Here is a 24,654-nt window from a genome sequence, read left to right as displayed (position 1 = left end):
GGAAAACGGCGCATGGCGAGCCATACGCCTGACCAGGCGGAACCTTTAGGGTCGTGAAGCGGCGCCGGCAGGAAGGCCAGCGCCGAGGCGCATCAGAGGGCGCCTTTTTCCTTGTAGTAGCGCTCAGCGCCCGGATGCAGTGGGATTGGCAGGTTCTCGGTGGCGTGTTCCACCTGGATGTCCTTGGCAGCAGAGTGCGAGTTCGCCAGGCGCGGCAGGTTCTCGAACATCAGCTTGGTCATCTGGTACGCCGTCTCGTCATCGACCTTCTCGCTAGTGACGAGGATGTTCATGATGGCGACCGTTGGTACGTCTTCGGTCTGGCCGTCATAGGTTTCCTTCGGAATGTTCATGGCTTGATAGACCGGATTGCCAATCTTGGTGACAACGTCAGCCGGTACTGCCACGAAGTTCAGCTTCATGGTCGAAGCCAAGTCACGAATGGCCGCCTGGCCGAGTCCGGAAGACTGAAGGGTCGCATCGAGCTGGCGGTTCTTGATCAATTCCACCGACTCAGCGAACGGCATGTATTCAACCGAGCCCATGTCCTTGTAGCTCAGACCTGCCGCCTTGAAGATGGCCCGTGCGTTGAGTTCGGTACCGGATTTGGGCGCACCTACCGAGATGCGCTTGCCCTTGAGGTCTTCCAGCGTCTTGATGCCGGATTCGGCGCTCGCCACGATCTGGATGTAGTTCGGGTAGATGCCCGCAATGGCACGGATCGACTTCAGTGGCTTCTGGAAGCCGGCGTCGGCAACGCCTTCCCATGCGTCAGCCACCGAATCACCCAGTGCGAACGCCAGCTCGCCGCGACCAGCAGCCAGAAGATTCAGGTTTTCCACAGAGGCCTTGGTTGCCTGAACGGACGTCTTGGCATCCTGGATGTTCGAACCGTAGAGCTGGGACAGGGCCACGCCGATTGGGTAATAGACGCCGCTCGTTCCACCTGTGAGGACATTGATGAAGGTGGGCGCCGCAACGGCAGCAGTGCTGGCGGTAACGATCGCGGCAGCAGCCGCCATCAAGGAAAAACGCTTGCTCAAGCGCATGGTGTATCTCCGTTCTTGTTGGATTTATTGGAAGTACCGCTTCGAACCGCAACCCTTGGCCAGGCCGAAGTCAGGTCGCTCCTGATTATCTTTGTTCAGCAACCGAGATCAAGCTAGGCATGACTCATGCCACACTCATAAATCCCCGCGCCAGACAGGCGCGCGAGTCTTGGAACCGAAAGCATCGGCAAGAATCCGCCTACATGGAGCTATGGCTTCGGCGAATTTCCGCTTATTCGGGTGCAGCCCCGATGGGTAGGTAATCGCTACGATTCAGCCCATGCCGCTGCATCTTTTCGTTCAACGTACGACGAGGCAGTCCCAACTGCTCCATGACAGCTGTGATATTCCCGCGATGCCGTAACAAGGCATCATGAAGGCATTGCGCTTCGAACGCCTCCAGGCGCGCTGCTAGGGAAAGCGCGGCATCTTCCGATGGGTCACCGGCAGTCAGTCCAAGCGCATGACGCTCAGCCGCATTGATCAATTCACGAATGTTGCCTGGCCAATCATGGGCCAGCAGACGGTTCAGCGTGGCTGGACCGATGACCCGGCTTTCTCGACCATGTCGTCGGGCAGCTTCGTTCGAGAAATGCTCGAAGAGCAGCGGAATGTCCTCGCGACGTTCCCGCAGCGGCGGAATACGAATCTCAGCAACGTTAAGGCGATAGAGCAAGTCTTCTCGAAAACGACCTTGGCGCACCTCGTCGGCAAGATCAGGCTTTACCGCGCTCACCACTCGCAAGTCGACCGTGATGCTTTGATTGGAGCCCAGACGTTCGAGCGTCCGCTCCTGGATTACCCGTAGCAGCTTGACCTGCTGCCCCAGGGGCATGCTTTCAACTTCATCGAGGAACAACGTACCGCCATGCGCATATTCGATACGCCCTATCCGACGCGCCGTCGCTCCGGTAAACGCACCACTTTCATGCCCGAACAGCTCGCTTTCGAATATCGATTCGGGAATGGCCGCGCAATTGAGCGCCACGAACGGCCCATCCGCGCGCACCCCAAATTGGTGCAGGGCTCTGGCAACCTGCTCCTTGCCACTGCCAGTCTCGCCGCGGATCAGCACGTTCACCGAGGTCTGCGCTAGCTCCGCAACCTGCCGACGCAGGCGCTCCATGGCCGGCGAGATACCGAGCAACTGCGCCTCGATCCGGCCGCTCGCTGCGACCTGTTGGCGCAGTTGGCGGTTCTCCAGTACAAGGCGACGCTTGTCCTGCGCGCGCTTGTAGCTTTCCAGCAGACGCTCCGGCGTGAAGGGCTTTTCGATGAAGTCGTAGGCCCCCTGGCGCAACGCCTGAACCGCCATGGGAACGTCACCGTGGCCCGTAACGATGATTACAGGCAGATCACGGTCCATCGCCATCAGGCTGTCGAGCAATTGCAATCCATCCTGCCCCGGCATACGTACGTCAGAGATGACCACCCCGGGGAAACCGGCATCGATCAGGCGCAATGCCTGGGCCACGCTGTCGCAGGTCCTCACAGTGACGCCCGACAGTTCGAGCCACTGCCGGACCGCTTCGCGAATGGCAGATTCATCATCGATGAAAACGACTTCCTGAATCATGCATGTACCTCTATGGGCTCTGGTGAGGAGGCGGGAAGACGTAAGGTGAACAGGGCACCGTAGTCGCCGTTGCGAACCTCAAGTGCGCCGCCCAGATCCCGCACGATGCCATAGGAGACGGCCAGTCCAAGACCAAGGCCCTCCCCTACCGGTTTGGTCGTGAAAAACGGATCGAAGACACTGGTGAGGTTTTCGGGCGATATACCGCCGCCGCTATCTTCCAGCTCGAGGATCCAGTCACTGCCGGTACGACGCGTTTCGATCCGCATCCAACGCAGGTCCCGATGCTGAAGCGCATCGAGCGCATTGTGCAGCAGGTTCAGCACAACTTGCTCTAGGCGAATGGCATCGCCCCATACCTCGGCCTGGTTATCCACAGACCGAATGATATCCACAGCCTCATGTCGAATTCTTGGCCCCAACAGCGCCAGGGCCTGGTCGACAACATGCTCCAGACTCAGACGTTCGCGCAGCCCGCCGGGGCTTTTCCGTGCAAATGTCTTCAGATGCGTCGTCAGCGAAGCCATGCGTGCCAGCAAAGCGTCGATCTGAAGCAGGTTTTGCCGAGCATCTTCGTAGCGCGCCGCGTCCAACAACAGTCGCTGGGTGCCGAGCTGAAATTGCATTGCGGTCAGTGGCTGGTTGATCTCGTGCGCCAGCGCGGCAGACATTTGTCCGAGCGCAGCCATTTTCGCAGCGTGAACAAGTTCATCCTGCGCCATACGAAGCTCCGCCGTGCGTGCATTGACCAAATGTTCGAGCTCTTCGCGATTGCGTGCCTGCAATCGCTGGTTCTTGCGGCGCTGATAAAGGTAGAGCAGCAAGAAAGCCAGCGTGGCCCATAGGCCCAAAGCCGCCAAGCGGAAGCTGCTGCGAGTAGCTGGTAGCGGCTGTGGTTCCAACAGCAGGTGCAACTCCCAGCCCTCATCAGGCAGGACCTGGCGTTGCCATAGATAGCGAGCTGCCCCATCAGGCGTATCCAGTTCGCTGAAGGTCGCACCCGCTTCGAGCGCCTGCAGCTGCCGGTTGGGGATCGGTTTTAGCGTCTGGCGTGCATATTTACGCGCATCGGCGATGCGCTGGTGGTCAGCATCCGTCAGCGCGTTCAGATGACCAAATCGCCAAGCCGGACGGTTGGACAGGATGACAATGCCGTGGGCATCGGTGACAAGCAGCACACCGTCCTGATGGAGCCATTCACGCTGCAACTCTTCGAGTTCCAGCTTGAGCACCAGTGCACCGATGACCTCGCCTTCCCCATCGCGTACCGCATGCGATAGAAAATAGCCCGGTACGCCCGTGGTGACGCCGACCGCAAAGTAGCGTCCCGATCCATGGGCGATTGCGTCTTGGAAGTAGGGGCGAAAAGCATAGTCATGGCCTACGAAACTGCTCGCCTCGTTCCAGTTGCTGGCCGCAAGCGTCCGACCGGTCGAGTCGAGAAGATAGAGCACGGCGGAGCCGCCGGTGCGGTTCAGTACGTCCAGGCGACGGTTGACGAAATCGCGGTGCCCTTCGTTTTCTGGCAACCGGAGTAGCCTGTGGATATCGCCGTCGAGCGCGAGTAACGCCGGCACGGCTCGGAACCGCTCGACCAGAATGTGGATATTCTGTGCATAAAGTTGAAGCTGAGCGCGCGCTTCATCACGACGCGACTCCAACGTCCGCTGCTCGGCAAACCGATCAGCCAGCCAGAGGCCGATGAACAACATGCAGATCGCCGCTGCTGCGCCTAGCCATATCCTTGGCTTGAATAACGTACCCTGCATGCGCCACTCGTTTGTTCTTCGAATGCCGCCATCGTAGCAAGGTATTGGCGAGATACGTTGCGGTATGAGCCAGCTGGACCATGACGTTACCAGACGGCCATTGTGTGAAGCCTAGTCGCCAGAATTGGGTGAATGCGCACGCGTAGCGCTTGAACGCCTAGGCAGAGTCACCACGGTATACATGCCACATCCGCAGGACGTCTATGAAACCAAGGTCCTACCCCGAAGCCTGTCCAGCGTTCGCCCCAACAGTAATGGCCGGCCGTAGTGCCGTCGCAGCCAGACTCGATCATGGAAGCGCATGATTGTTTCGCTGCGATGGGGGCTACTGGGCTTACTCGACCGTTACACTCTTGGCGAGGTTGCGTGGCTGGTCCACGTCCGTGCCGCGCAGTACAGCTACATGGTACGAGAGCAGCTGAAGCGGGATGGTATAGAGGACGGGGGCGAGCGCTTCATGGATGTGCGGCATGTTCACAACCTCGATGCCCTCTCCGTTGCTCATGGCCGCCTGCGTGTCTGCGAAAACAATCAGCTCACCACCACGCGCGCGGACTTCCTGAAGGTTGGACTTCAATTTCTCGAGCAACTCATCGTTGGGCGCTACGGTCACGACAGGCATGTCGCTATCCACCAGTGCCAGAGGCCCGTGTTTCAACTCTCCAGCCGGGTAGGCTTCCGCGTGTATGTAGGAAATCTCCTTGAGTTTCAAGGCGCCTTCCATCGCAACTGGATACTGCGCACCCCGGCCCAGGAACAGCGTGTGGTGCTTCTCTGCGAACAGCTCGCTGACTTTCTCGATCGTCTTGTCCATCGCCAGTGCTTCACCCAGGCGGGTCGGCAGGCGACGAAGCTCTTCCACCAATTCGGCTTCTACAGCGCTATCCAGTAGCCCACGAGCACGGCCCAGGGACAGGGTCAGCAGCATCAGGCCGACCAGTTGGGTGGTGAATGCCTTCGTCGAGGCCACACCAATCTCCGGGCCCGCCTGCGTCAGTAGGGTCAGATCCGATTCGCGTACGAGCGAGCTCGTGCCGACGTTACAGATCGCAAGGCTCGCCAGATAACCCGACGCCTTGGCATTACGCAGCGCAGCCAGCGTATCAGCCGTTTCGCCAGACTGCGAAATGGTGACGAACAAGGTATTGGGCTGGACGACGACCTTGCGATAACGGAACTCGCTGGCTACCTCGACCTGGCAAGGGATACCCGCCAGCGACTCGAGCCAATAACGAGCCACCATGCCCGCATGGAAGCTGGTGCCGCAGGCGACGATCTGAACATTGTGCACCTTGGCAAACAGCTCGGCAGCCGCAGGACCGAAGGCCTGCGCCAGCGCGTGGTCCTGGGCCAGGCGGCCTTCCAGCGTCCGCTGCACGACTTTTGGCTGCTCATGGATTTCCTTGAGCATGAAATGACGATACTCGCCCTTGTCTGCAGCCTCGGCACCTTCGTGATATTGAACCACTTCGCGGGAGACCGGCTTGCCGTCCACGTCCCAGATGCTTATCTCGTCACGGCGAATTTCGGCGATATCACCTTCTTCCAGGTACATGAAGCGATCCGTGACCTGACGCAGCGCGAGCTGATCGGATGCCAGGAAATTTTCCCCAAGACCTAATCCCACAACCAGCGGGCTCCCGCTACGCGCGGCCAACACACGATCCGGCTGTTTGGCACTGATCACCGCAAGGCCGTAGGCACCGTGCAGTTCCTTCACCGCTGCCTTGAGCGCAGCCGTAAGGTCCCCCAACTCGCCCAGGCGCAGGTGCAAAAGGTGAACGATGGTCTCGGTGTCGGTCTGCGATGTGAAGACGTATCCCCGCCCTTTCAGCCGGTCGCGTAGCGCATCGTGGTTTTCGATGATGCCGTTGTGGACCACGGCCAGTTCGTGCCCGGAAAAGTGAGGATGTGCGTTGCTTTCAGTCGGTGCACCGTGGGTGGCCCACCGGGTATGTGCAATGCCGATTCGGCCAGTAAGTGGCTCACGCTCGAGCAATGCGGTCAGTTCGCTGACCTTGCCTGTCTGGCGACGACGCTGGAGGCCACACTCGGCGTCGATCAGCGCAACGCCAGCGCTATCGTACCCCCGGTATTCGAGCCGCCGAAGCCCTTCGACGAGAATGGGGGTAACGTTACGTTCGCCTACGGCACCTACGATTCCGCACATGAGCTGTCTCCTCAGTTGTCCAGCGACGCGCAGATCAATCGAATGCCGCGCGCGCTTATCTCGTGGCGAGCGTCATCGGTGATACGCTCGTCTGTAATCAGGGTATGAATGCGCTCCCAAGGAAGCTCGAGGTTGGGGATCCGTCGTCCGATCTTGTCGGACTCGACCATCACGATGACTTCCCGCGCGACTTCCGCCATGACGCGGGAAAGGCCGAGCAACTCGTTGAAGGTCGTGGTGCCTCGCGCCAGATCGATCCCATCAGCGCCTATGAACAGTTGGTCGAAGTCATAGGCGCGCAGCACCTGTTCGGCGACCTGTCCCTGGAAGGATTCGGAATGGGGATCCCACGTACCCCCGGTCATCAGCAGCATGGGTTCGTGTTCGAGATCGCGAAGGGCATTGGCGACGTTCAGCGAGTTCGTCATGACCACGAGACCAGGCTTATGACCCAGATGGGGAATCATCGCGGCGGTCGTGCTCCCGCTGTCGATGATGATTCGCGCATGCTCACGAATGCAGCCGACACCCGCCTTGGCAATTGCTTGCTTGTATGCTGAAACGGGCTGTCCGGGCTCGGCGAGCAATTCCTGCGGGAGCGGTACTGCGCCACCGTAACGCCGTAGAAGGAGACCGTTGGCCTCGAGTGCGGCCAGGTCCTTACGGATGGTGACTTCGGAGGTTGAGAACGACCGAGCCAAGTCATCTACGCTGACCTCGCCTTGTTGGGCCAATAGGGCGAGGATCGCATGACGTCGCTGGGGGGTATTGCGTTTCGACACGTCTAAGTTTCGTTTCGAAAGATAAGTCCGCGAATCAAAACATTTGGCACACCGAAACGCAAGCGCTGGTCACTTTTTGGCCTTAACTGGGCGCTGCCACCCTTCGATATTGCGTTGCCGTGCTCGCCCTACTGCGAGCGTGTCGGCACCCACGTCTTGCGTGATGACCGATCCGGCTCCCGTGGTGACACGGTCACCTAACGTGACCGGTGCAACGAGCGCGCTGTTCGAGCCAATGAAGACGTCCTCACCCATCACAGTCTGATGCTTGTTTGCGCCGTCATAGTTACAGGTGATGGTTCCAGCGCCGATGTTGGTACGCGCGCCGATCTGAGCATCGCCCAGGTACGCCAGGTGGCCGGCTTTGGCACCCTCTCCCATACGCGCATTCTTGAGTTCGACAAAGTTGCCCACATGCGCGCGAGCGCCCAGGACCGCACCGGGGCGTAGTCGAGCAAACGGCCCACAGTCCGCCCCCTCGCCCACTTCGGCGCCCTCAAGATGGGAATTGGCCTTCACGATCGCGCCGCGACGCAAAATGCTGTCGCGGATGACGCAATTTGGGCCAATACGGACGCCGTCTTCGATCACTACGCGGCCTTCCAGGATGACATTGATGTCGATTTCAACATCTCTCCCCGCCGTGACTTCACCTCGCACATCGAAGCGAGCGGGATCGAGCAGTGTCACGCCTTGTGCCATCAGGCGTCGCGCGGCACGGCTCTGATAATGCCGCTCCAGCATGGCCAGTTGGGCCCGGTCATTCGCCCCCTGCACTTCCATAGGGTCGGCGGCTTGCTCAGTGTCGACTACCAAACCATCCGCCACCGCCATGGCAATGATATCGGTCAGGTAATACTCGCCCTGTGCGTTATCGTTGGAAAGGCGTTGCAGCCAATCGGCAAGACGCGCACCTGGGACAGCCAGGATGCCGGTATTGCCCTCCCTGATTTGGCGCTGGGCTTCCGATGCATCCTTCTGCTCAACGATAGCCTGGACTGCGCCCGACGCGTCACGAATGATCCTGCCATACCCCGTGGGGTCTTCAAGGACGACGGTCAACAGTGCGATGCGATCATCCGCCACCTTCCCTAGCAGTCGATCCAGGGTACTGCGTTCGACCAAAGGCACGTCGCCGTAAAGAATCAATACCCGCTCAGCGCCCAGGTTGGGCAGGGTTTGAGCAACTGCATGGCCGGTTCCGAGCTGCTGTTCTTGAACCACAAACCGAACGTCGTCTGCTCCGACCGCCTCGCGCACGCGCTCAGCGCCATGGCCAATCACAACGTGCATTCCGCTGGGCTCGAGTTTTCGTCCGCAATCGAGCACATGGGCCAACATGGATTTACCCGCCACAGGGTGAAGCACTTTTGGCAGTGCGGACCGCATACGCGTCCCCTGGCCGGCGGCAAGAATGACGATATCCAGTGACATGAGCTTCTCCTGAAGACAGATAAGATCCAAAAGCCTGGATTCTAAAGGTGCACCCTGCGCATGAGTAGCGCACTGCTCGGGTTTCTTTCAGGCAACAAAAAAGGCAGCCGAGGCTGCCTTTCCTGTTCGCGGACGATTAGCGCTTGGCCTGACGGCGCAATTGCTGAATGGTACGCAGCTGTGCGGCGGCTTCAGCCAACTGGGCAGAAGCGGTACCGTAGTCGAACTCAGTGCTCTTGCCAGCCAGGGCCGCTTCGGCAGCCTTGACGGCTTCCTGCGCCGCAGCTTCATCGAGATCGCCCGCACGCGAAGCGGTATCGGCAAGCACCATCACCATGGATGGCTGGACCTCGAGGAAACCACCGGAAATGTAGAACACTTCCTCCTCTCCGCCCTGCTTGACGAGGCGAACCGGACCCGGCTTGAGGTCGGTGATCAACGGCGCGTGGCCGGGCGCGATGCCCAGATCACCCAGGTTGCCGTGCGCCACCACCATCTCGACCAGACCCGAGAAGATTTCGCCTTCAGCGCTGACGATATCGCAATGGACAGTCATAGCCATTTCTAACCTCGTATCGACCAGGGCGTCACGGAGGACGCCCGGGTTGCCTTAGAGTTTCTTGGCCTTCTCGACGGCTTCCTCGATGCTGCCGACCATGTAGAACGCCTGCTCGGGCAGGTGATCGTAGTCGCCATTGAGGATGCCCTTGAAGCCCGCGATGGTGTCCTTGAGCGACACGTACTTGCCTGGCGAGCCGGTGAAGACTTCGGCCACGAAGAACGGCTGGGACAGGAAGCGCTGGATCTTACGCGCACGGGACACGAGCTGTTTGTCCTGCTCGGACAACTCGTCCATACCCAGAATCGCGATGATGTCCTTGAGCTCCTTGTAGCGCTGCAGAACGTACTGCACGCCGCGCGCGGTATCGTAGTGCTCCTGACCGATCACGTTCGGATCGAGCTGGCGCGAAGTGGAGTCCAGAGGATCAACCGCAGGGTAGATACCCAGCGACGCGATATCACGGGACAGAACCACTGTTGCGTCCAAGTGGGCGAAGGTGGTTGCAGGCGACGGGTCAGTCAAGTCATCCGCAGGTACGTAAACGGCCTGAATCGAGGTGATCGAACCGGACTTCGTCGACGTGATACGTTCCTGAAGAACGCCCATCTCTTCGGCTAGAGTTGGCTGATAACCTACTGCAGAAGGCATACGGCCGAGCAGTGCGGACACCTCGGTGCCGGCGAGGGTGTAACGGTAGATGTTGTCGACGAACAACAGTACGTCACGACCTTCGTCACGGAATTTTTCGGCCATGGTCAGGCCAGTCAGTGCCACGCGCAGACGGTTGCCCGGCGGCTCGTTCATCTGACCGTATACCAGGGCTACCTTGTCGAGAACGTTGGAGTCCTTCATCTCATGGTAGAAGTCGTTACCCTCACGAGTACGCTCACCCACGCCAGCGAATACGGAATAACCGCTGTGCTCGATCGCGATGTTACGGATCAGCTCCATCATGTTTACGGTCTTGCCGACACCGGCGCCGCCGAACAGGCCGACTTTACCGCCTTTGGCAAACGGGCAGACGAGGTCGATAACCTTGATGCCGGTTTCTAGCAGATCGTTGCCGCCGGCCTGCTCAGCGTAGCTCGGTGCTGGGCGGTGAATGCCCCAACGCTCTTCTTCGCCGATAGGACCCGCTTCGTCGATCGGGTTGCCCAGTACGTCCATGATACGGCCCAGGGTCTTGACCCCGACCGGAACCTGGATCGCAGCACCTGTGTTGGCGACGTCAAGGCCACGCTTGAGGCCTTCGGTGGAACCCATCGCAATGGTACGGACAATGCCGTCGCCTAGCTGCTGCTGGACTTCCAGGGTAGTTTCAGCGCCGACTACCTTCAGCGCTTCATAAACACTCGGTACCTGATCACGCGGAAATTCCACGTCGATGACGGCGCCGATGATTTGAACGATACGTCCACTGCTCATCTCATGGTCCTCAATAGTTGAACCGTTCTTAAACCGCGGCAGCGCCGCCGACGATTTCCGAAATTTCCTGGGTGATCGCTGCCTGACGCGCCTTGTTGTAGATCAGCTGCAAATCACTGATCAGTTCACCGGCGTTGTCGGTGGCGTTCTTCATTGCGATCATGCGCGCGGCCTGTTCGGCTGCGTTGTTCTCGACAACCGCCTGGTAAACCTGCGATTCCACGTAACGTACCAGCAGGCCATCAAGCAGCTGCTTGGCGTCGGGTTCGTACAAGTAGTCCCAGTGGTGCTTGAGCTCCTGACTGTCTTCAGCCACCAGCGGAACGAGCTGCTCCACGGTTGGCTTCTGCGTCATGGTGTTCACGAACTTGTTCGATACAACGTACAGACGATCGATGCGGCCCGAAAGATAGGCATCCAGCATGACCTTGACGCTGCCGATCAAATCGCTGATCGACGGGTTTTCACCCAGGTGGCTGATCGCCGCGACTACGTTTCCGCCGTAGCTACGGAAGAACGAAGCACCCTTGCTACCAATGGTGGCCAGGTCGATTTCCGTACCCTGGTCACGCTTGCTGCTCATGTCCTTGATGAGGGCCTTGAACAGGTTGCTGTTCAGACCACCGGCCAGACCACGGTCAGAAGTGACCACGATGTAGCCGACGCGCTTCATCTCGCGTTCGATCATGAAGGGATGGCGGTATTCCGGGTTGGCGTTGGCCAAATGGCCGATCACCTGCCGGATACGCTCAGCGTATGGCTTGCTGGCGGCCATGCGCTGTTGAGCCTTGCGCATCTTGCTGACCGCGACCTTTTCCATGGCGCTGGTGATCTTTTGCGTGCTTTTAATGCTCGCAATCTTGCCTCGAATCTCTTTTGCGCCTGCCATTTCACACCTATCAGGTTAGCAAGCGGGCATCTATCGATGCCCGCTGCGGCTTACCAGGTCTGGGTGGACTTGAACTTCTCGATACCGGCTTTCATGCTGGCGTCGATTTCGTCGTTGAAGTCACCCTTCACGTTGATCTTCGCCATCAGGTCGGCGTGATCACGATTGAAGTAGGCGATCAGGGCGGCTTCGAAAGCGCCAACTTTGGCGATCTCGATGTCGGTGAGGAAGCCACGCTCGGCTGCGTACAGGCTCAGCGCCATTTCGGCGATGGACATGGGCGCATACTGCTTCTGCTTCATCAGCTCGGTAACGCGCTGACCGTGCTCGAGCTGCTTACGGGTCGCTTCGTCCAGGTCCGATGCGAACTGGGCGAAAGCCGCCAGTTCACGATACTGGGCCAGAGCGGTACGAATGCCGCCGGACAGCTTCTTGATGATCTTGGTCTGAGCAGCACCACCTACACGGGATACCGAGATACCGGCGTTGACGGCCGGACGGATACCCGAGTTGAACATGGCGGACTCGAGGAAGATCTGGCCGTCGGTGATCGAGATCACGTTGGTCGGTACGAACGCTGAAACGTCGCCCGCCTGCGTTTCGATGATCGGCAGCGCCGTCAGCGAACCCGTCTTGCCAGTGACCGCACCGTTGGTGAACTTCTCGACGTAGTCGGCCGATACACGCGATGCGCGCTCGAGCAGACGGCTGTGGAGATAGAACACGTCACCTGGGTAGGCTTCGCGGCCTGGCGGACGACGCAGCAGCAGGGAAATCTGGCGATACGCAACAGCCTGCTTGGACAGGTCATCGTAAACGATCAGCGCGTCTTCACCACGGTCACGGAAGTACTCACCCATGGTGCAGCCGGCGTAAGGTGCCAGGAACTGCAGCGCAGCGGATTCGGATGCCGAAGCCGCAACGACAATGGTGTTTTCCAGCGCGCCATGCTGTTCCAGCTTGCGCACGACGTTGGCGATGGTCGACTGCTTCTGGCCAATCGCAACGTAGACGCAGCGGATACCGCTATTCTTCTGGTTGATGATCGCATCGACAGCCAGAGCCGTCTTACCGATCTGACGGTCACCGATGATCAGCTCACGCTGGCCACGGCCGACCGGGATCATCGCATCGACCGACTTGTAACCGGTCTGTACCGGCTGGTCGACCGACTGGCGCCAGATCACGCCAGGCGCAACTTTTTCGACAGCGTCGGTAGCGGTCGCGGCGATCGGGCCCTTACCGTCAATCGGGTTGCCCAGTGCGTCGACGACGCGGCCGAGCAGTTCAGGGCCAACCGGAACCTCGAGGATACGGCCGGTGCACTTCGCACTCATGCCTTCCTGTAGGCCGGTGTAATCACCCAGGATTACGGCACCGACAGAGTCTTGCTCGAGGTTCAGCGCCATACCATAGACGCCGCCCGGGAATTCAATCATCTCGCCATACATAACATCAGCGAGACCGAAGATACGCACGATACCGTCGGATACGCTGACGATCGTGCCTTCGTTACGGGCTTGGGAAGAGACGTCGAGTTTCTCGATACGCCCCTTGATGATTTCACTAATTTCGGAAGGATTGAGTTGCTGCATTGCTCTGCTGCCCCTTCAAACTCAAGATTTCAACGCTTCGGCCAGCTTCGCGATCTTGCCGCGAACCGAGCCATCGATAACCAGGTCGCCGGCGCGGATCACGACACCACCGATGAGGGCGGGGTCTTCCGCGGCGTGCAGACGCACTTCCCGGCTGAGCCGTGCGCTGAGAACCTTGGCGAGTTTGTCTTGCTGTTCTGCGCTCAATGCGAAGGCACTGGTCACTTCCACGTCTACCGACTTTTCCCGCTCGGACTTGTACAGTTCGAACAGGGCGGCGATCTCAGGCAAAAGCAGGAGACGCTCGTTCTCGGCTAGAACCTGAATGAAGTTCCGGACCTGCGCGTTGAGTGCATCGCCACACACCTCGATAAAGGCGGAGGCTTTCTCTGTGCTCGTCAGACGCGGAGCCTTGAGCATGCGCTGCACGGTGTCGTCCTGCGACACGGCAGCAGCCAGGGCCAGCATGTCCGACCATGGGGCCATCTGCTGGTTGGCCTGGGCATGCTCAAAAGCAGCCTTGGCGTAAGGTCGGGCCAGCGTGGTCAGTTCTGCCATGTCGCCCTCGCTTAGATTTCGGCTGCCAGTTTGTTAACCAGCTCCGCATGCGCGTTTTGATCGATACTCGAACCTAGGATCTTTTCAGCACCGCTGACCGCCAACGCGCCCACCTGGGCACGCAGCGCATCCTTGACGCCGTTGAGTTCCTGTTCGATCTCGGCTCGAGCCTGCGCTTTCACACGCTCCGCTTCGTCACGAGCCTGTTCACGGGCTTCGTCGACGAGCTGGTTCGCGCGCTTCTTGGCTTGCTCGATGATTTCCGCCGCCTGGGCCTTCGCCTCGCGCAGTTGCTCGCCCGCTTTCTCTTGGGCTAGCTCCAGATCGCGATTCGCACGGCTGGCAGCGTCCAGGCCATCAGCAATCTTCTTCTGGCGTTCGCGCAAAGCCGTGATGACCGGAGGCCACACGAACTTCATGCAGAACAGCACGAAGATGAAGAAGGCAACGGACTGGCCAATCAGGGTTGCATTAATGTTCACGCCAACACCTCGCTCGTTCGTTGTCCATCCAAACCAATCTTCTCGGAAAGAGAAGAATTAGCCGGCGATCTGACCAACGAAGGGGTTAGCGAAGGTGAAGAACAGGGCGATACCAACACCGATCATGGTTACGGCGTCGAGCAGACCCGCCACGATGAACATCTTGACTTGAAGCATCGGAACCATTTCCGGCTGACGTGCAGCGCCTTCCAGGAACTTGCCGCCCAGCAGACCGAATCCGATAGCGGTACCCAGGGCACCCAGACCAATCAGCAGAGCAACGGCGATCGCGGTCAGACCAACTACAGTTTCCATTTTTCCTCCCGACTTGTGCGTCGTATTGGTTAGTTGTGGTGAAGCGTTTGAATCGTTTTTCGTCAGCCCCAGCCCCGGCACGCAAGGCTGGAGGCAAAACCCTTAGTGACTGTCTTCGTGTGCCATCGACAGGTAGACGATAGTCAACATCATGAAGATGAAGGCCTGCAGCACGATGATCAGGATGTGGAAGACTGCCCACGCCCACTGCAATGCGATACCGAGAGCGCCCAACAACAAGCCGCCGCCGAACATGATGGCGATGAGGATGAAGATCAACTCGCCAGCGTACAGGTTACCGAACAGTCGCAGTGCCAGGGATACGGGCTTGGCGACGAGGGTGACGAATTCGAGCAGGAAGTTAACCGGGATCAGAATGATCTGTACCAGGACGTTCTTGCTGCTGAAGGGATGAAGTGTGAGCTCACCCAGGAAGCCGCCAATACCTTTGACCTTGATGCTGTAATACAGGATCAGAGCAAATACGGACAGAGCCAGGCCCAGCGTAGCGTTTGGATCGGTCGTCGGGACGACACGGAAGAACAGGTGCTCGTCGCCTGCGATCTTCGCAGCAGCCATTGGCAGCCAGTCCACCGGCACAAGGTCCATGAGGTTCATGAGGAACACCCAGACGAAGATCGTCAATGCCAGCGGCGCGATCAGTGCGTTACGGCCGTGGAAGGTGTCCTTCACGCTACCGTCCACAAACTCGACCATAACTTCGACGAAGTTCTGGAGTGCACCGGGTTGTCCGGAAGTCGCACGGCTGGCCCCTGCGCGGAACAGCAGGATGAAAAGGAATCCGAGAACGACCGAAACAGCCAGGGTATCCACGTGGAAGGCCCAGAAGCCCATTTCCTGCGCCTCTTGGGCGGTGTGAGCAAAGCTCCAGCCGTTCACCGGGTGCTGACCAAAGGTCAGGTTGGTCAGGTGATGCTGGATATAGCCCGAGGCAGTTTGTTCAGCCATATATCCCTCAACGTCTAAGGTCTTGAAATTCTTTTCTTCACCAGCAGCGGAGCGAACCAGCTGACCAACTGAGTCAGGACGAACACGCCGAACAAGGCCAGCGGTTCAAGCGGTTTCACTCCAGCAAACGCCAGTGCAAACAGCACTGCCGTGAAAATCAGTTTCCCGGCCTCGCCAGCGTAGAACGACCGGACGATGGCCTGAGCCGCCCGCGCACCGCCAAAGCGGAATGCCTTGCGGGCAAAATACACGTTGGGCAACCAGCTGATACCCAGACCGATGAGTGCCGAATAGCCGGCGACCCTACCGGCCAACACCCAAATCACGACAGACGCAGCCAGGCCGATGCCCAGTTGAGCCAACAATACGGGGAATACCGGAAGGCGATGGAGCGGCAGGCGTTGAGGCGTGCGAATGTCCATCTCGGCAGGTTCCTCTGGCTTGTCCTAAATGCGCGCCAGTTCGTGATTTGGCGTCGAATGCGACGGCCAAAATGCGCGCAGAGTATAGGGGTCGTATCCCCCCTGTTCAACTGCTGGGTAGTCTTTTCCGATTGGCGCTACACCGCCAATTGTTTCAGCGAATGTGAGCCAACACACCTTGGAGCTCGTCCAGCGAGCTGTAGCGAATCACCAGCTGTCCCTTGCCACGCTGCCCATGTTTGATCTGTACCGGAGAGCCCAGTTTCTCTGCCAGGCGTTGTTCCAGACGGCTTATGTCCGGGTCGGCTGGCGCTGCTTCCGGACCGGTTTTCTTCCCGCTAAGCCATTGACGTACCAAGGCTTCGGTCTGCCGTACCGTCAGGCCTCGTGCGACAACGTGTCGCGCCCCTTCGGATTGCTGATCGGCAGGCAGGCCTAACAACGCGCGAGCATGCCCCATTTCCAGATCGCCGTGAGACAACATCGTCTTGACGTCTTCCGGTAGCCCAATCAAGCGTAGCAGGTTGCTTACTGTCACGCGGGACTTCCCTACCGCATCGGCGACCTGAGCCTGAGTTAGCTGGAATTCCTGCTGCAAGCGTTGAAGCGCAAGCGCCTCCTCCAACGGATTGAGATCCTCACGCTGGATGTTCTCGATAAGCGCCATTGCGATAGCTGCTTCATCCGGAACCTCACGAACGACCGCAGGGATTCGTTCAAGCCCTGCCTGCTGGCTTGCACGCCAGCGACGCTCACCCGCAATGATCTCGTAGCGACCCTTGCCAATCGGCCTTACGACGATGGGCTGCATGACGCCTTGTGCCTTGATCGAATGGGCAAGCTCTTCGAGGGCAGTGGGATCCATGTCTCGGCGCGGCTGGTATTTCCCGCGCTGAATACGTTCCAGTGGAATGTCCTGCAATTCGCGCCTGTCGGTCTGAAGCGTCTGTTCCTCCAGCTTCGGGACGCTGGAGTTGCCCAGTAGGGCATCCAGGCCACGGCCGAGCCCTCGTTTCTTCACAGCCATGCAGGTTCCTTAAGCTGTAGCAGTTCTGCGGCGGGCACGCTGGCGTCTTACCAGCTCACCGGCCAGCGCCAGATAGGCAACCGCCCCGCGGGATGATTTGTCGTAAACCAGCGCCGGCATGCCGAAGCTGGGGGCCTCCGCCAGGCGGACGTTACGCGGAATGACCGCGTCGTATAGCTTGTCACCGAAGTGCTGCTTGAGCTGGGCGGTAACATCGTTGGTGAGGCTGATCCGTGGATCGTACATCGTGCGCAGCAATCCTTCGATCTTCAGGTTGGGATTGAGCAGTGCCCCGATGCGCTGAATGCTGTTGATAAGATCAGTCAAACCCTCGAGCGCGTAATATTCGCACTGCATCGGGATGATCACCCCGTCGGATGCAACCAGCGCATTGATCGTCAGCATCGACAGCGAAGGTGGACAGTCGATCAGGATGTAGTCGTAGTTCTCACGGATAGGCGCCAACGCTTCGCGAAGGCGATTTTCCTTAGCAGGCATCTCGAGCAGCGCCACCTCGGCCGCCGTCAGATCTCTGTTGGCGGGCAGCAACTGGTAGCCACCATGCTCGGAGAACTGCATCGCATCCACGAGACTGCAATCGCCGACCAGAACATCGTAGATGGAGTGCTCCAGCGAAACCTTGTCCACACCGCTTCCGGTGGTGGCGTTTCCCTGCGGGTCGAGATCGATCAGCAGCACACGGCGTTTGGTGGCCACCAACGACGCTGCCAGATTGATGCAGGTTGTCGTCTTGCCGACACCGCCCTTCTGGTTGGCGATCGCGAATACCTTGGCCATGCTCAATGTCCCTCCAAAAACGTGCGGCGCAGTATCAGCAGATGGCGCTGACCTTGGCAACCTGGGACCTGAAGGACATGCGTCGCCTCACGTTGGAAATCCGAGGGCAGGGCCTGAAGCTCGTCATCAGGATGTATGCCCTTCATGGCAAGCCACCGGGTCTCTCCGTCACCCAAATGCCTTGTCCAAGAGGTGAAGTCGGACAAGCTGCTGAACGCTCGGGAAATGATCCCAGTGAAGGGATACGGGGGCGAATAGGCTTCCACGCGGCTGTGGATAACCTCCAGATTGGACAAACCGAGCTCCAATTTCACCTGTGTAAGAAATCGCGTTTTCTTGCCGTTGCCATCCAGCAGCGTAAAGTCCAGCTGTGGATAAAGAATTGCCAGAGGTATCCCAGGCATCCCGCCGCCGCTGCCCACATCTAGCCATCGGCTGCCGTACTTATCCACATGCGAAGCGACGCTCAGGCTGTCCAGTAAGTGGCGAGACACCATCTCATCTGGATTGCGGACGGCCGTGAGGTTATACGCCTTGTTCCACTTGATCAGCAGCGCCAGGTAGTCGAGCAACTGCGCCTGTTGGGCTTGCCCGACGGTTATCCCCAACGCGTCGATACCTTCTGACAGCTCCTCGGCATGCCGTTGCGCAATGACCATCAGGCGCTGTGCTCCAGTTGGCGTCCGGCGCCGCGTTTCTTCAAGTGGATCATCAACAGCGACACGGCTGCAGGGGTGACGCCTGGTATCCGCGACGCTTGCCCCAGTGTCTCGGGGCGCGCCTGGCTGAGCTTGTGTTGAATCTCACGAGATAGACCCGAGATTACCGTGTAGTCGAGTGCATCAGGCAGACGGACATTTTCGCTCGCCCGTAATTTCTCGATCTCGTCGTACTGACGCTCGATGTAACCGGCGTATTTCGTCTTGATCTCAACCTGCTCGGCGACTTGCGGGTCCGCAACGCCGCCTCCGGTCAACTGTGTCAGCCCAACGTAGTCAATCTCAGGGCGACTCAACAAGTTGAGGAGATTGTATTCATGGGTAAGCGGCGTGCCATAGCGTGAAGCAATCGCTTCCCCTTCCGGAGTACCGGGCCGAACCCAGGATGTCTTGAGGCGCTGCTCTTCCACCGTTATCGCTTCACGCTTGGCTTGGAACGCCGCCCATCGTGCGTCATCCACAAGACCCAGTTCCCGGCCTTTTTCGGTCAGGCGCAGGTCCGCGTTATCCTCGCGCAGGATCAGACGGTACTCCGCGCGGGACGTGAACATGCGATACGGTTCTTGCGTCCCGAGAGTAATCAGGTCATCCACCAGCACACCCAAGTAGGCTTCATCGCGCCGCGGACACCAGCTGTCCTTGCCCTGAGCCCGTAGCGCTGCGTTCGCTCCAGCTAGCAGACCCTGGGCACCGGCCTCTTCGTACCCGGTTGTCCCATTGATCTGACCTGCAAAGAACAGCCCTCCGATAACCTTGGTCTCCAGGCTGTACTTCAAATCGCGCGGATCGAAGAAGTCGTATTCGATGGCATAGCCGGGACGAACGATGTGGGCGTTCTCCATGCCTCGGATACTGCGAACGATCTGTAACTGGACGTCAAAAGGCAGCGATGTCGAAATACCGTTTGGATACAGCTCATGGGTCGTCAGGCCTTCGGGTTCCAGAAAGACCTGATGGCTGTCCTTGTCCGCGAATCGATGGATCTTGTCCTCGATCGATGGGCAATAGCGTGGGCCGATGCCTTCGATGACCCCTGAATACATGGGCGAGCGATCAAGGTTTGCCGCGATGATTTCGTGGGTGTGGGAATTGGTATGGGTTATCCAGCAGCTCACTTGTCCGGGATGCTGGTCAGCCGACCCTAGAAAGGACATCACAGGGACTGGCGTGTCGCCAGGTTGCTCAGTCATCACAGTGAAGTCGACCGAGCGCCCATCGATCCGTGGTGGTGTGCCCGTTTTCAGGCGGCCAACCCTCAGAGGTAGCTCACGCAGCCGCTGAGCCAGGGCGATCGCAGGCGGATCGCCTGCACGGCCCCCCGAATAGTTCTCCAGACCGATATGAATCTTGCCGCCCAGGAAAGTGCCGGTGGTGAGCACGACGTTGTCGGCCAGGAAGCGAAGCCCCATTTGGGTTACGACACCGCGGACTTGTGCTCCTTCGACAATCAGGTCATCACAGGCCTGCTGGAATATCCACAGATTCGGCTGGTTCTCCAGCGCTTCACGAATGGCAGCCTTGTACAGCACACGGTCAGCCTGGGCACGCGTAGCCCGAACGGCAGGGCCCTTTCGACTGTTGAGTACGCGGAACTGGATACCGCCTCGATCGGTGGCTTGAGCCATCGCGCCACCAAGCGCATCGATCTCCTTGACCAGATGACTCTTGCCGATGCCGCCGATAGCGGGGTTACAGCTCATCTGCCCTAGGGTTTCCACATTGTGGGTCAGTAGCAGCGTCCTTGTGCCCATGCGTGCAGCTGCCAGGGCAGCCTCGGTACCGGCATGACCACCGCCGATCACGATCACGTCAAAACGGGAAGGGAAATCCACCACGCACCTCGTGCCTGTTCCGGAAGGGGGAAGAGAAAAGGCGCCAAGTATAGGGACTTAGGCGTCCCGAATGAAGGGTCTTGGATAAAAAATAGACAGTGGCATCCCGGCATTGCCACGTAAACAAAATAAAAAGGGAAAGAACTTTTAAAAGCTTGGTTTTTGTTGATATGTATATAGAGGCAGATATCTGTGGATAGATTGCTATACCCCTCGACATGCTTGGCTTTGGCGAGGGTTGAAAGTCTGTGACGAAGCTCGGTGCATCCCCTTTGCAAGCAGGTGAGAAGCTGTGGACAGAAGTACCGTTTATCCACAGGTCGTTTCATCCACCGTTTCCAGCTTGAGTTATCGACTGGCTCCAGCGGGCCTTATCCACATACCTTAAAGCATGCCGATATCGGGATTTTCCGATAAGCAAAAAAAAACCCGGCCATCGCCGGGTTGGGTTTGTATCGTCCGCGGTATTACTTACCGATACAAAAGCTGGAAAAAATGCGACCCAAAAGGTCATCGGAACTGAATGCGCCCGTGATTTCACCAAGTGCCTGCTGCGCGTGCCGCAGGTCCTCAGCCAACAGTTCACCAGCACTGGCGCCCGTAAGCTGTGCTCGACCATGGTCAAGATATTTGGCCGCACGTCTGAGCGCATCCAAGTGGCGTCGTCTTGCGCTGAAGCCGCTCTCTGCCGTCTGTTCCAACCCCATGCATGTCTTCAGATGTTCACGCAGCAGCTCGATGCCTTCCCCTTGACGCGCGGAGAGCGTTATCGTTATTGCACCATGGTCATCCGTTCCAAGGCAGATGGTTTCACCGCTCAGGTCTGCCTTGTTGCGGATAACCGTCACATTGGATGGCACTGGGAGATGCCCTAGAAACTCAGGCCAGAGCGAGTGGGGATCAACAGCTTCAGGCGCGGTAGCGTCGACGACCAGCAGGATACGGTCGGCGTCCTCAATAGCCTTAAGGGCACGCTGCACCCCGATTCGCTCGACCGTGTCCTCGGTCTGGCGAAGCCCCGCCGTATCGACAACGTGAAGGGGCATACCTTCGATGTGGATATGTTCGCGCAGAATGTCCCGCGTCGTGCCTGCAATGTCGGTCACGATGGCGGCCTCTCGGCCCGCCAGTGCATTCAGCAGACTAGATTTGCCAGCATTGGGCCGACCTGCGATCACGACATTCATCCCGTCGCGTAGCAGAGCGCCCTGTGCCGCTTCACGTAGAACATCACTGAGTGCCCCGCGCACGTTATCCAGCTTCGCCAGGACGACGCCGTCGGCGAGGAAGTCGATTTCCTCTTCCGGGAAGTCGATGGCTGCTTCTACATGGATTCGCAGCCCAATCAGCTGCTCCGTCAGCCCATGAACCCTTGTGGAAAACTCACCTTGAAGTGAGCGAAGGGCGTTTCGGGCAGCCTGCTCGGTACTGGCTTCGATAAGGTCAGCTATTGCCTCGGCCTGTGCCAGGTCAAGCTTGTCGTTGAGAAATGCGCGCTCACTGAATTCCCCTGGCCGGGCCTGACGCGCCCCAAGTGCAAGGCATTCCCGGAGCAACAGGTCCATGACAACCGGACCGCCGTGCCCTTGTAACTCCAGCACATCCTCACCCGTGAAGGAGTGAGGGCCTTGGAAAAACAGTGCCAGGCCTTCGTCGATGACCTGTCCCTCGTTGCTTTCGAAGGAACAGTACTGGGCGTAGCGAGGCGTCAGGATACGACCGGTCACTGCGCTGGCGATCGCCTGCGCCTGGGGCCCGGACACACGCACGATACCGACTCCTCCTCGGCCTTGCGCCGTGGCGACAGCTGCAATGGTGTCTTGAGTGTGCATAACTTTTCCCCTGAAAAACAGAACGCCCCTCTAGGGGGCGTCTGTGGACAAGTCCGGATCAGGCCTTGGCAGGCGTGGCCCGCTCGATCTGCCGGGTAATGTACCACTGCTGCAGAATCGAGAGCGTGTTGTTGACGATCCAGTACAGCACCAGACCGGCTGGGAACCACAGGAAGAAGAAGGTGAAGACGATTGGCATCATTTTCATCACCCGGGCCTGCATGGGATCCGGTGGTGTCGGGTTGAGCTGCTGCTGAATGAACATGGTTGCACCCATGATGATCGGCAACAGGAAGTAAGGATCCTTGATGGAAAGATCGGTTATCCACAGGATCCACGGTGCCTGGCGGATTTCGACGCTTTCCAGCAGTGTCCAGTACAACGCCAGGAATACGGGCATCTGGATAAGGATCGGCAGGCATCCACCTAGCGGATTGATCTTTTCTTTCTTGTACAGCTCCATCATCGCCTGGGACATCTTCTGGCGATCGTCACCGTACTGTTCCTTCAGCGCCTGGATCTTTGGCGATACCGCACGCATACGCGCCATCGACCGATAACTTGCCGCTGATAGCGGGAAGAAGATCAGCTTGATGATCACGGTCAGCATGACGATAGACCAGCCCCAATTTCCGAGCAGGCCATGAATATGCTGCAACAACCAGAAAATGGGCTGAGCCAGGAACCACAGGAAGCCGTAGTCAACTGTCAGCTCGAGGCCGGGTGACAGGGCACCCAAGTGGCTCTGGATCTTTGGACCTGCGTAAAGCACGGCCGAAGCAGTACCTTGGCCGCCAGCCGGAACGTTAACGGCCGGCCCAGTGAATCCAATGATGTAGTTACCCTGACTATCCTTGCGAGTCTGAACCAGGTTTGCCTGATCCTTGTTGGCGACCCACGCCGTTACGAAATAGTGCTGCAGCCAAGCGACCCAGCCACCATCGACAGTTTGCTTGAGCGAACGGTCATCCATGTCGCCCTTGGAGACTTTCTTGTAGGGCTCGCTTGCGGTCCACATCGCCGCGCCAAGATAAGTTGATACGCCGGTGGCCGTGGTGGCAGAAGGATCGCCGCTGTTGTCACGCTTGAGCTGAGCAAACAGATTGCCGGTCCAGGGCTGACCGCTCTGGTTGTCGATCTGGTAGCTGACGTCAACCGTGTAGCCGTTCTGCGTCACGCAATCGACCTTGCGCTGCGCGATATCGTCCGAAGAGCAGCTTTCTTTCAGCCCGCGGTGGAAGGTGAAGCGCTTGACATAGTTAACGCCATTGTCCGAGTAACGCAGATCCACCGTGAGGACGTCCTGACCATTGGCCAGTTGATAGCTGCGCTGTTCGCTGCTGTAAAGCGGTCGTCCGCTCGCGCGTGCGTCCGGGCCATTGGTACCGGTGAGGCCGCTTTGGGCAAGATAGATACGCTCACTGCCGTTGTCGAAAAGCTGGAACGGCACGTCGGGGCGGTCCTGGCGACGTGGATACTGAAGCAGGTTCAGCTGGACGACATCACCACCCCGTGGGTCGATCGCAACATCCAGCACATCGGTGCGGACGCGGATCAGGTCGGCACTGGCAGGCGTGTCACCCTGTGGCAGTGCTGCCGCTTCGGTACCGGAGGAAGCAGTCGGGACATCGGACTGACCGGCCTGGGCGCCATCAGTCCCCGGCAGACTTGGGGTCGCTGGTGCTGTGGCTGCCTGCTGCGGCGGCAGTTCAGCCTGACCGTAGTCGTCGTTCCATTTGAGCACCAGAAAATAGGACACGATCGCCAGGGCGACGATCAGGATCGAGCGTTGAATATCCATGGTTACTCGGCCATCGAAGTGGGTCGGGATTGTTCTGCAGGAGGAACCGGATCGTAACCACCGGCATTCCAAGGATGGCAACGGCCAAGACGGCGTACTGCCAGCCAACTACCACGCACGGCGCCGTGGGCCTCGATGGCCTCGAGTGCGTAGCAGGAACAACTGGGATAAAAACGACAATGATTTGCCATCAAGGGGCTGATGGCATAGCGGTAGAACTGGATGGGGAGCTTTACCAGTTTACGCATGAGAGGGATCTAGCGTCCCGCTGCTGTCGGCTCGGGTTGTCGGACGGGGCTGACTTCGTGCCAGGCGTTTCCAGATTTTACCGAACTGTCGATGCAACTCGGGGTTATCCAGATCGCCGATTCCCCGACGCGCTACCACGACAATATCCTGCCCACCCAGCTCATGCTGGTGAAGGCGAAAGGAATCTCGGATGAGACGCTTCAGGCGGTTGCGTTCGACAGAAAGCTTCACGCTTTTCTTGCCGATCACCAGTCCTAATCGAGGACCGTCTTGATCGTTGTCGCGCGCAAGAATCAGGACATGCTTGCCAGGGACCTTGCCGGACGGTGAATCAAAGACCGCTTTGAATTGCCGGGGCTTGAGCAGTCGCCTTTCCCGGCCGAAGCCTTGATTCACCAC

General features: G+C 58.7%; 23 protein-coding genes. All 23 read right to left on the bottom strand.

Going from position 1 to position 24,654, the window contains the following annotated elements:
* Positions 1 to 92 precede the first annotated feature (92 nt).
* The 23 genes from ACY8D3_RS19085 to rnpA all read right to left on the bottom strand — a co-directional run bounded on the left by ACY8D3_RS19085 (position 93) and on the right by rnpA (position 24,654).
* Positions 93 to 1,049 (bottom strand): TAXI family TRAP transporter solute-binding subunit, encoded by a 957-nt coding sequence (locus tag ACY8D3_RS19085; RefSeq protein ID WP_462380401.1) that lies wholly within the window; start codon positions 1,047 to 1,049, stop codon positions 93 to 95.
* Positions 1,050 to 1,281: 232 nt separating this feature from the next.
* Positions 1,282 to 2,625, bottom strand: a complete 1,344-nt coding sequence (locus tag ACY8D3_RS19080) for a sigma-54-dependent transcriptional regulator (RefSeq protein WP_462380400.1) — start codon at positions 2,623 to 2,625, stop codon at positions 1,282 to 1,284.
* Complete coding sequence (locus ACY8D3_RS19075; protein ID WP_462380399.1) at positions 2,622 to 4,394, bottom strand: ATP-binding protein; 1,773 nt, start codon at positions 4,392 to 4,394, stop codon at positions 2,622 to 2,624. Before ACY8D3_RS19075 ends, ACY8D3_RS19080 begins: the two co-directional genes overlap by 4 nt.
* 334 nt (positions 4,395 to 4,728) lie before the next feature.
* Positions 4,729 to 6,564 (bottom strand): glutamine--fructose-6-phosphate transaminase (isomerizing), encoded by a 1,836-nt coding sequence (gene glmS / locus ACY8D3_RS19070; protein WP_462380398.1) that lies wholly within the window; start codon positions 6,562 to 6,564, stop codon positions 4,729 to 4,731.
* An 11-nt stretch (positions 6,565 to 6,575) separates the two neighbouring features.
* Positions 6,576 to 7,346, bottom strand: a complete 771-nt coding sequence (locus ACY8D3_RS19065) for a DeoR/GlpR family DNA-binding transcription regulator (RefSeq protein WP_462380397.1) — start codon at positions 7,344 to 7,346, stop codon at positions 6,576 to 6,578.
* A gap of 69 nt (positions 7,347 to 7,415) precedes the next feature.
* Positions 7,416 to 8,780, bottom strand: a complete 1,365-nt coding sequence (gene glmU, locus ACY8D3_RS19060; RefSeq protein WP_462380396.1) for a bifunctional UDP-N-acetylglucosamine diphosphorylase/glucosamine-1-phosphate N-acetyltransferase GlmU — start codon at positions 8,778 to 8,780, stop codon at positions 7,416 to 7,418.
* A gap of 136 nt (positions 8,781 to 8,916) precedes the next feature.
* Positions 8,917 to 9,342: a F0F1 ATP synthase subunit epsilon gene (locus tag ACY8D3_RS19055; protein ID WP_462380395.1), complete on the bottom strand. Its 426-nt coding sequence runs from the start codon at positions 9,340 to 9,342 to the stop codon at positions 8,917 to 8,919.
* A gap of 48 nt (positions 9,343 to 9,390) precedes the next feature.
* Complete coding sequence (gene atpD, locus ACY8D3_RS19050; RefSeq protein ID WP_462380394.1) at positions 9,391 to 10,767, bottom strand: F0F1 ATP synthase subunit beta; 1,377 nt, start codon at positions 10,765 to 10,767, stop codon at positions 9,391 to 9,393.
* Between the two features lie 28 nt (positions 10,768 to 10,795).
* Complete coding sequence (gene atpG, locus ACY8D3_RS19045; RefSeq protein WP_462380393.1) at positions 10,796 to 11,656, bottom strand: F0F1 ATP synthase subunit gamma; 861 nt, start codon at positions 11,654 to 11,656, stop codon at positions 10,796 to 10,798.
* A 50-nt stretch (positions 11,657 to 11,706) separates the two neighbouring features.
* Complete coding sequence (atpA, locus tag ACY8D3_RS19040) at positions 11,707 to 13,251, bottom strand: F0F1 ATP synthase subunit alpha (protein ID WP_462380392.1); 1,545 nt, start codon at positions 13,249 to 13,251, stop codon at positions 11,707 to 11,709.
* A gap of 21 nt (positions 13,252 to 13,272) precedes the next feature.
* Positions 13,273 to 13,809, bottom strand: a complete 537-nt coding sequence (locus ACY8D3_RS19035) for a F0F1 ATP synthase subunit delta (RefSeq protein WP_462380391.1) — start codon at positions 13,807 to 13,809, stop codon at positions 13,273 to 13,275.
* Between the two features lie 11 nt (positions 13,810 to 13,820).
* On the bottom strand, positions 13,821 to 14,291 hold the full coding sequence (locus tag ACY8D3_RS19030; RefSeq protein ID WP_462380390.1) for a F0F1 ATP synthase subunit B: 471 nt from the start codon (positions 14,289 to 14,291) through the stop codon (positions 13,821 to 13,823).
* A gap of 57 nt (positions 14,292 to 14,348) precedes the next feature.
* Complete coding sequence (atpE, locus tag ACY8D3_RS19025) at positions 14,349 to 14,606, bottom strand: F0F1 ATP synthase subunit C (RefSeq protein WP_003097235.1); 258 nt, start codon at positions 14,604 to 14,606, stop codon at positions 14,349 to 14,351.
* Between the two features lie 102 nt (positions 14,607 to 14,708).
* A complete protein-coding gene (atpB, locus tag ACY8D3_RS19020) occupies positions 14,709 to 15,575 on the bottom strand; it encodes a F0F1 ATP synthase subunit A (RefSeq protein WP_462380386.1) in 867 nt (288 codons plus the stop codon).
* Between the two features lie 14 nt (positions 15,576 to 15,589).
* The gene (locus ACY8D3_RS19015) at positions 15,590 to 15,997 is read right to left on the bottom strand and encodes a F0F1 ATP synthase subunit I (RefSeq protein WP_462380385.1); all 408 of its coding nucleotides are present in this window, start codon (positions 15,995 to 15,997) and stop codon (positions 15,590 to 15,592) included.
* 154 nt (positions 15,998 to 16,151) lie between these two features.
* Positions 16,152 to 17,024 carry a ParB/RepB/Spo0J family partition protein gene (locus tag ACY8D3_RS19010; protein WP_462380384.1) on the bottom strand — a complete coding sequence of 291 codons (873 nt, stop codon included), beginning with the start codon at positions 17,022 to 17,024 and terminating at the stop codon, positions 16,152 to 16,154.
* A 9-nt stretch (positions 17,025 to 17,033) separates the two neighbouring features.
* Complete coding sequence (locus ACY8D3_RS19005; protein ID WP_462380383.1) at positions 17,034 to 17,822, bottom strand: ParA family protein; 789 nt, start codon at positions 17,820 to 17,822, stop codon at positions 17,034 to 17,036.
* A 2-nt stretch (positions 17,823 to 17,824) separates the two neighbouring features.
* Positions 17,825 to 18,481, bottom strand: coding sequence for a 16S rRNA (guanine(527)-N(7))-methyltransferase RsmG (gene rsmG, locus ACY8D3_RS19000; protein WP_462380382.1), 657 nt, complete (start codon positions 18,479 to 18,481; stop codon positions 17,825 to 17,827).
* Positions 18,481 to 20,373, bottom strand: a complete 1,893-nt coding sequence (gene mnmG / locus ACY8D3_RS18995) for a tRNA uridine-5-carboxymethylaminomethyl(34) synthesis enzyme MnmG (protein ID WP_462380381.1) — start codon at positions 20,371 to 20,373, stop codon at positions 18,481 to 18,483. Before mnmG ends, rsmG begins: the two co-directional genes overlap by 1 nt.
* Before the next feature lie 467 nt (positions 20,374 to 20,840).
* Positions 20,841 to 22,205, bottom strand: coding sequence for a tRNA uridine-5-carboxymethylaminomethyl(34) synthesis GTPase MnmE (gene mnmE / locus ACY8D3_RS18990; RefSeq protein ID WP_462380380.1), 1,365 nt, complete (start codon positions 22,203 to 22,205; stop codon positions 20,841 to 20,843).
* Between the two features lie 58 nt (positions 22,206 to 22,263).
* The gene (gene yidC / locus ACY8D3_RS18985) at positions 22,264 to 24,006 is read right to left on the bottom strand and encodes a membrane protein insertase YidC (RefSeq protein ID WP_462380379.1); all 1,743 of its coding nucleotides are present in this window, start codon (positions 24,004 to 24,006) and stop codon (positions 22,264 to 22,266) included.
* A gap of 2 nt (positions 24,007 to 24,008) precedes the next feature.
* Positions 24,009 to 24,254, bottom strand: a complete 246-nt coding sequence (yidD, locus tag ACY8D3_RS18980) for a membrane protein insertion efficiency factor YidD (protein ID WP_462380378.1) — start codon at positions 24,252 to 24,254, stop codon at positions 24,009 to 24,011.
* Entirely contained in the window at positions 24,247 to 24,654 is a 408-nt protein-coding gene (gene rnpA / locus ACY8D3_RS18975; RefSeq protein WP_462380377.1) for a ribonuclease P protein component, read from the bottom strand. The genes yidD and rnpA overlap by 8 nt, the downstream gene beginning before the upstream one ends.

This window comes from Pseudomonas sp. Marseille-QA0892 (assembly GCF_054950135.1).
Note: the sequence above shows the minus strand (reverse complement) of the source record. Positions and strands in the feature narration are given on the sequence as shown.

What these genes read in the sequence shown, in the direction of transcription:
- glmU (WP_462380396.1), bottom strand. Translation starts at nt 8,780, where the DNA reads ATGTCACTGGATATCGTCATTCTTGCCGCCGGCCAGGGGACGCGTATG.
- atpG (WP_462380393.1), bottom strand. Translation starts at nt 11,656, where the DNA reads ATGGCAGGCGCAAAAGAGATTCGAGGCAAGATTGCGAGCATTAAAAGC.
- ACY8D3_RS19085 (WP_462380401.1), bottom strand. Translation starts at nt 1,049, where the DNA reads ATGCGCTTGAGCAAGCGTTTTTCCTTGATGGCGGCTGCTGCCGCGATC.
- atpB (WP_462380386.1), bottom strand. Translation starts at nt 15,575, where the DNA reads ATGGCTGAACAAACTGCCTCGGGCTATATCCAGCATCACCTGACCAAC.
- atpA (WP_462380392.1), bottom strand. Translation starts at nt 13,251, where the DNA reads ATGCAGCAACTCAATCCTTCCGAAATTAGTGAAATCATCAAGGGGCGT.
- ACY8D3_RS19015 (WP_462380385.1), bottom strand. Translation starts at nt 15,997, where the DNA reads ATGGACATTCGCACGCCTCAACGCCTGCCGCTCCATCGCCTTCCGGTA.
- atpE (WP_003097235.1), bottom strand. Translation starts at nt 14,606, where the DNA reads ATGGAAACTGTAGTTGGTCTGACCGCGATCGCCGTTGCTCTGCTGATT.
- mnmE (WP_462380380.1), bottom strand. Translation starts at nt 22,205, where the DNA reads ATGCACACTCAAGACACCATTGCAGCTGTCGCCACGGCGCAAGGCCGA.
- yidC (WP_462380379.1), bottom strand. Translation starts at nt 24,006, where the DNA reads ATGGATATTCAACGCTCGATCCTGATCGTCGCCCTGGCGATCGTGTCC.
- ACY8D3_RS19075 (WP_462380399.1), bottom strand. Translation starts at nt 4,394, where the DNA reads ATGCAGGGTACGTTATTCAAGCCAAGGATATGGCTAGGCGCAGCAGCG.
- yidD (WP_462380378.1), bottom strand. Translation starts at nt 24,254, where the DNA reads ATGCGTAAACTGGTAAAGCTCCCCATCCAGTTCTACCGCTATGCCATC.
- ACY8D3_RS19055 (WP_462380395.1), bottom strand. Translation starts at nt 9,342, where the DNA reads ATGGCTATGACTGTCCATTGCGATATCGTCAGCGCTGAAGGCGAAATC.
- rsmG (WP_462380382.1), bottom strand. Translation starts at nt 18,481, where the DNA reads ATGGTCATTGCGCAACGGCATGCCGAGGAGCTGTCAGAAGGTATCGAC.
- ACY8D3_RS19035 (WP_462380391.1), bottom strand. Translation starts at nt 13,809, where the DNA reads ATGGCAGAACTGACCACGCTGGCCCGACCTTACGCCAAGGCTGCTTTT.
- ACY8D3_RS19080 (WP_462380400.1), bottom strand. Translation starts at nt 2,625, where the DNA reads ATGATTCAGGAAGTCGTTTTCATCGATGATGAATCTGCCATTCGCGAA.
- glmS (WP_462380398.1), bottom strand. Translation starts at nt 6,564, where the DNA reads ATGTGCGGAATCGTAGGTGCCGTAGGCGAACGTAACGTTACCCCCATT.
- ACY8D3_RS19010 (WP_462380384.1), bottom strand. Translation starts at nt 17,024, where the DNA reads ATGGCTGTGAAGAAACGAGGGCTCGGCCGTGGCCTGGATGCCCTACTG.
- atpD (WP_462380394.1), bottom strand. Translation starts at nt 10,767, where the DNA reads ATGAGCAGTGGACGTATCGTTCAAATCATCGGCGCCGTCATCGACGTG.
- ACY8D3_RS19005 (WP_462380383.1), bottom strand. Translation starts at nt 17,822, where the DNA reads ATGGCCAAGGTATTCGCGATCGCCAACCAGAAGGGCGGTGTCGGCAAG.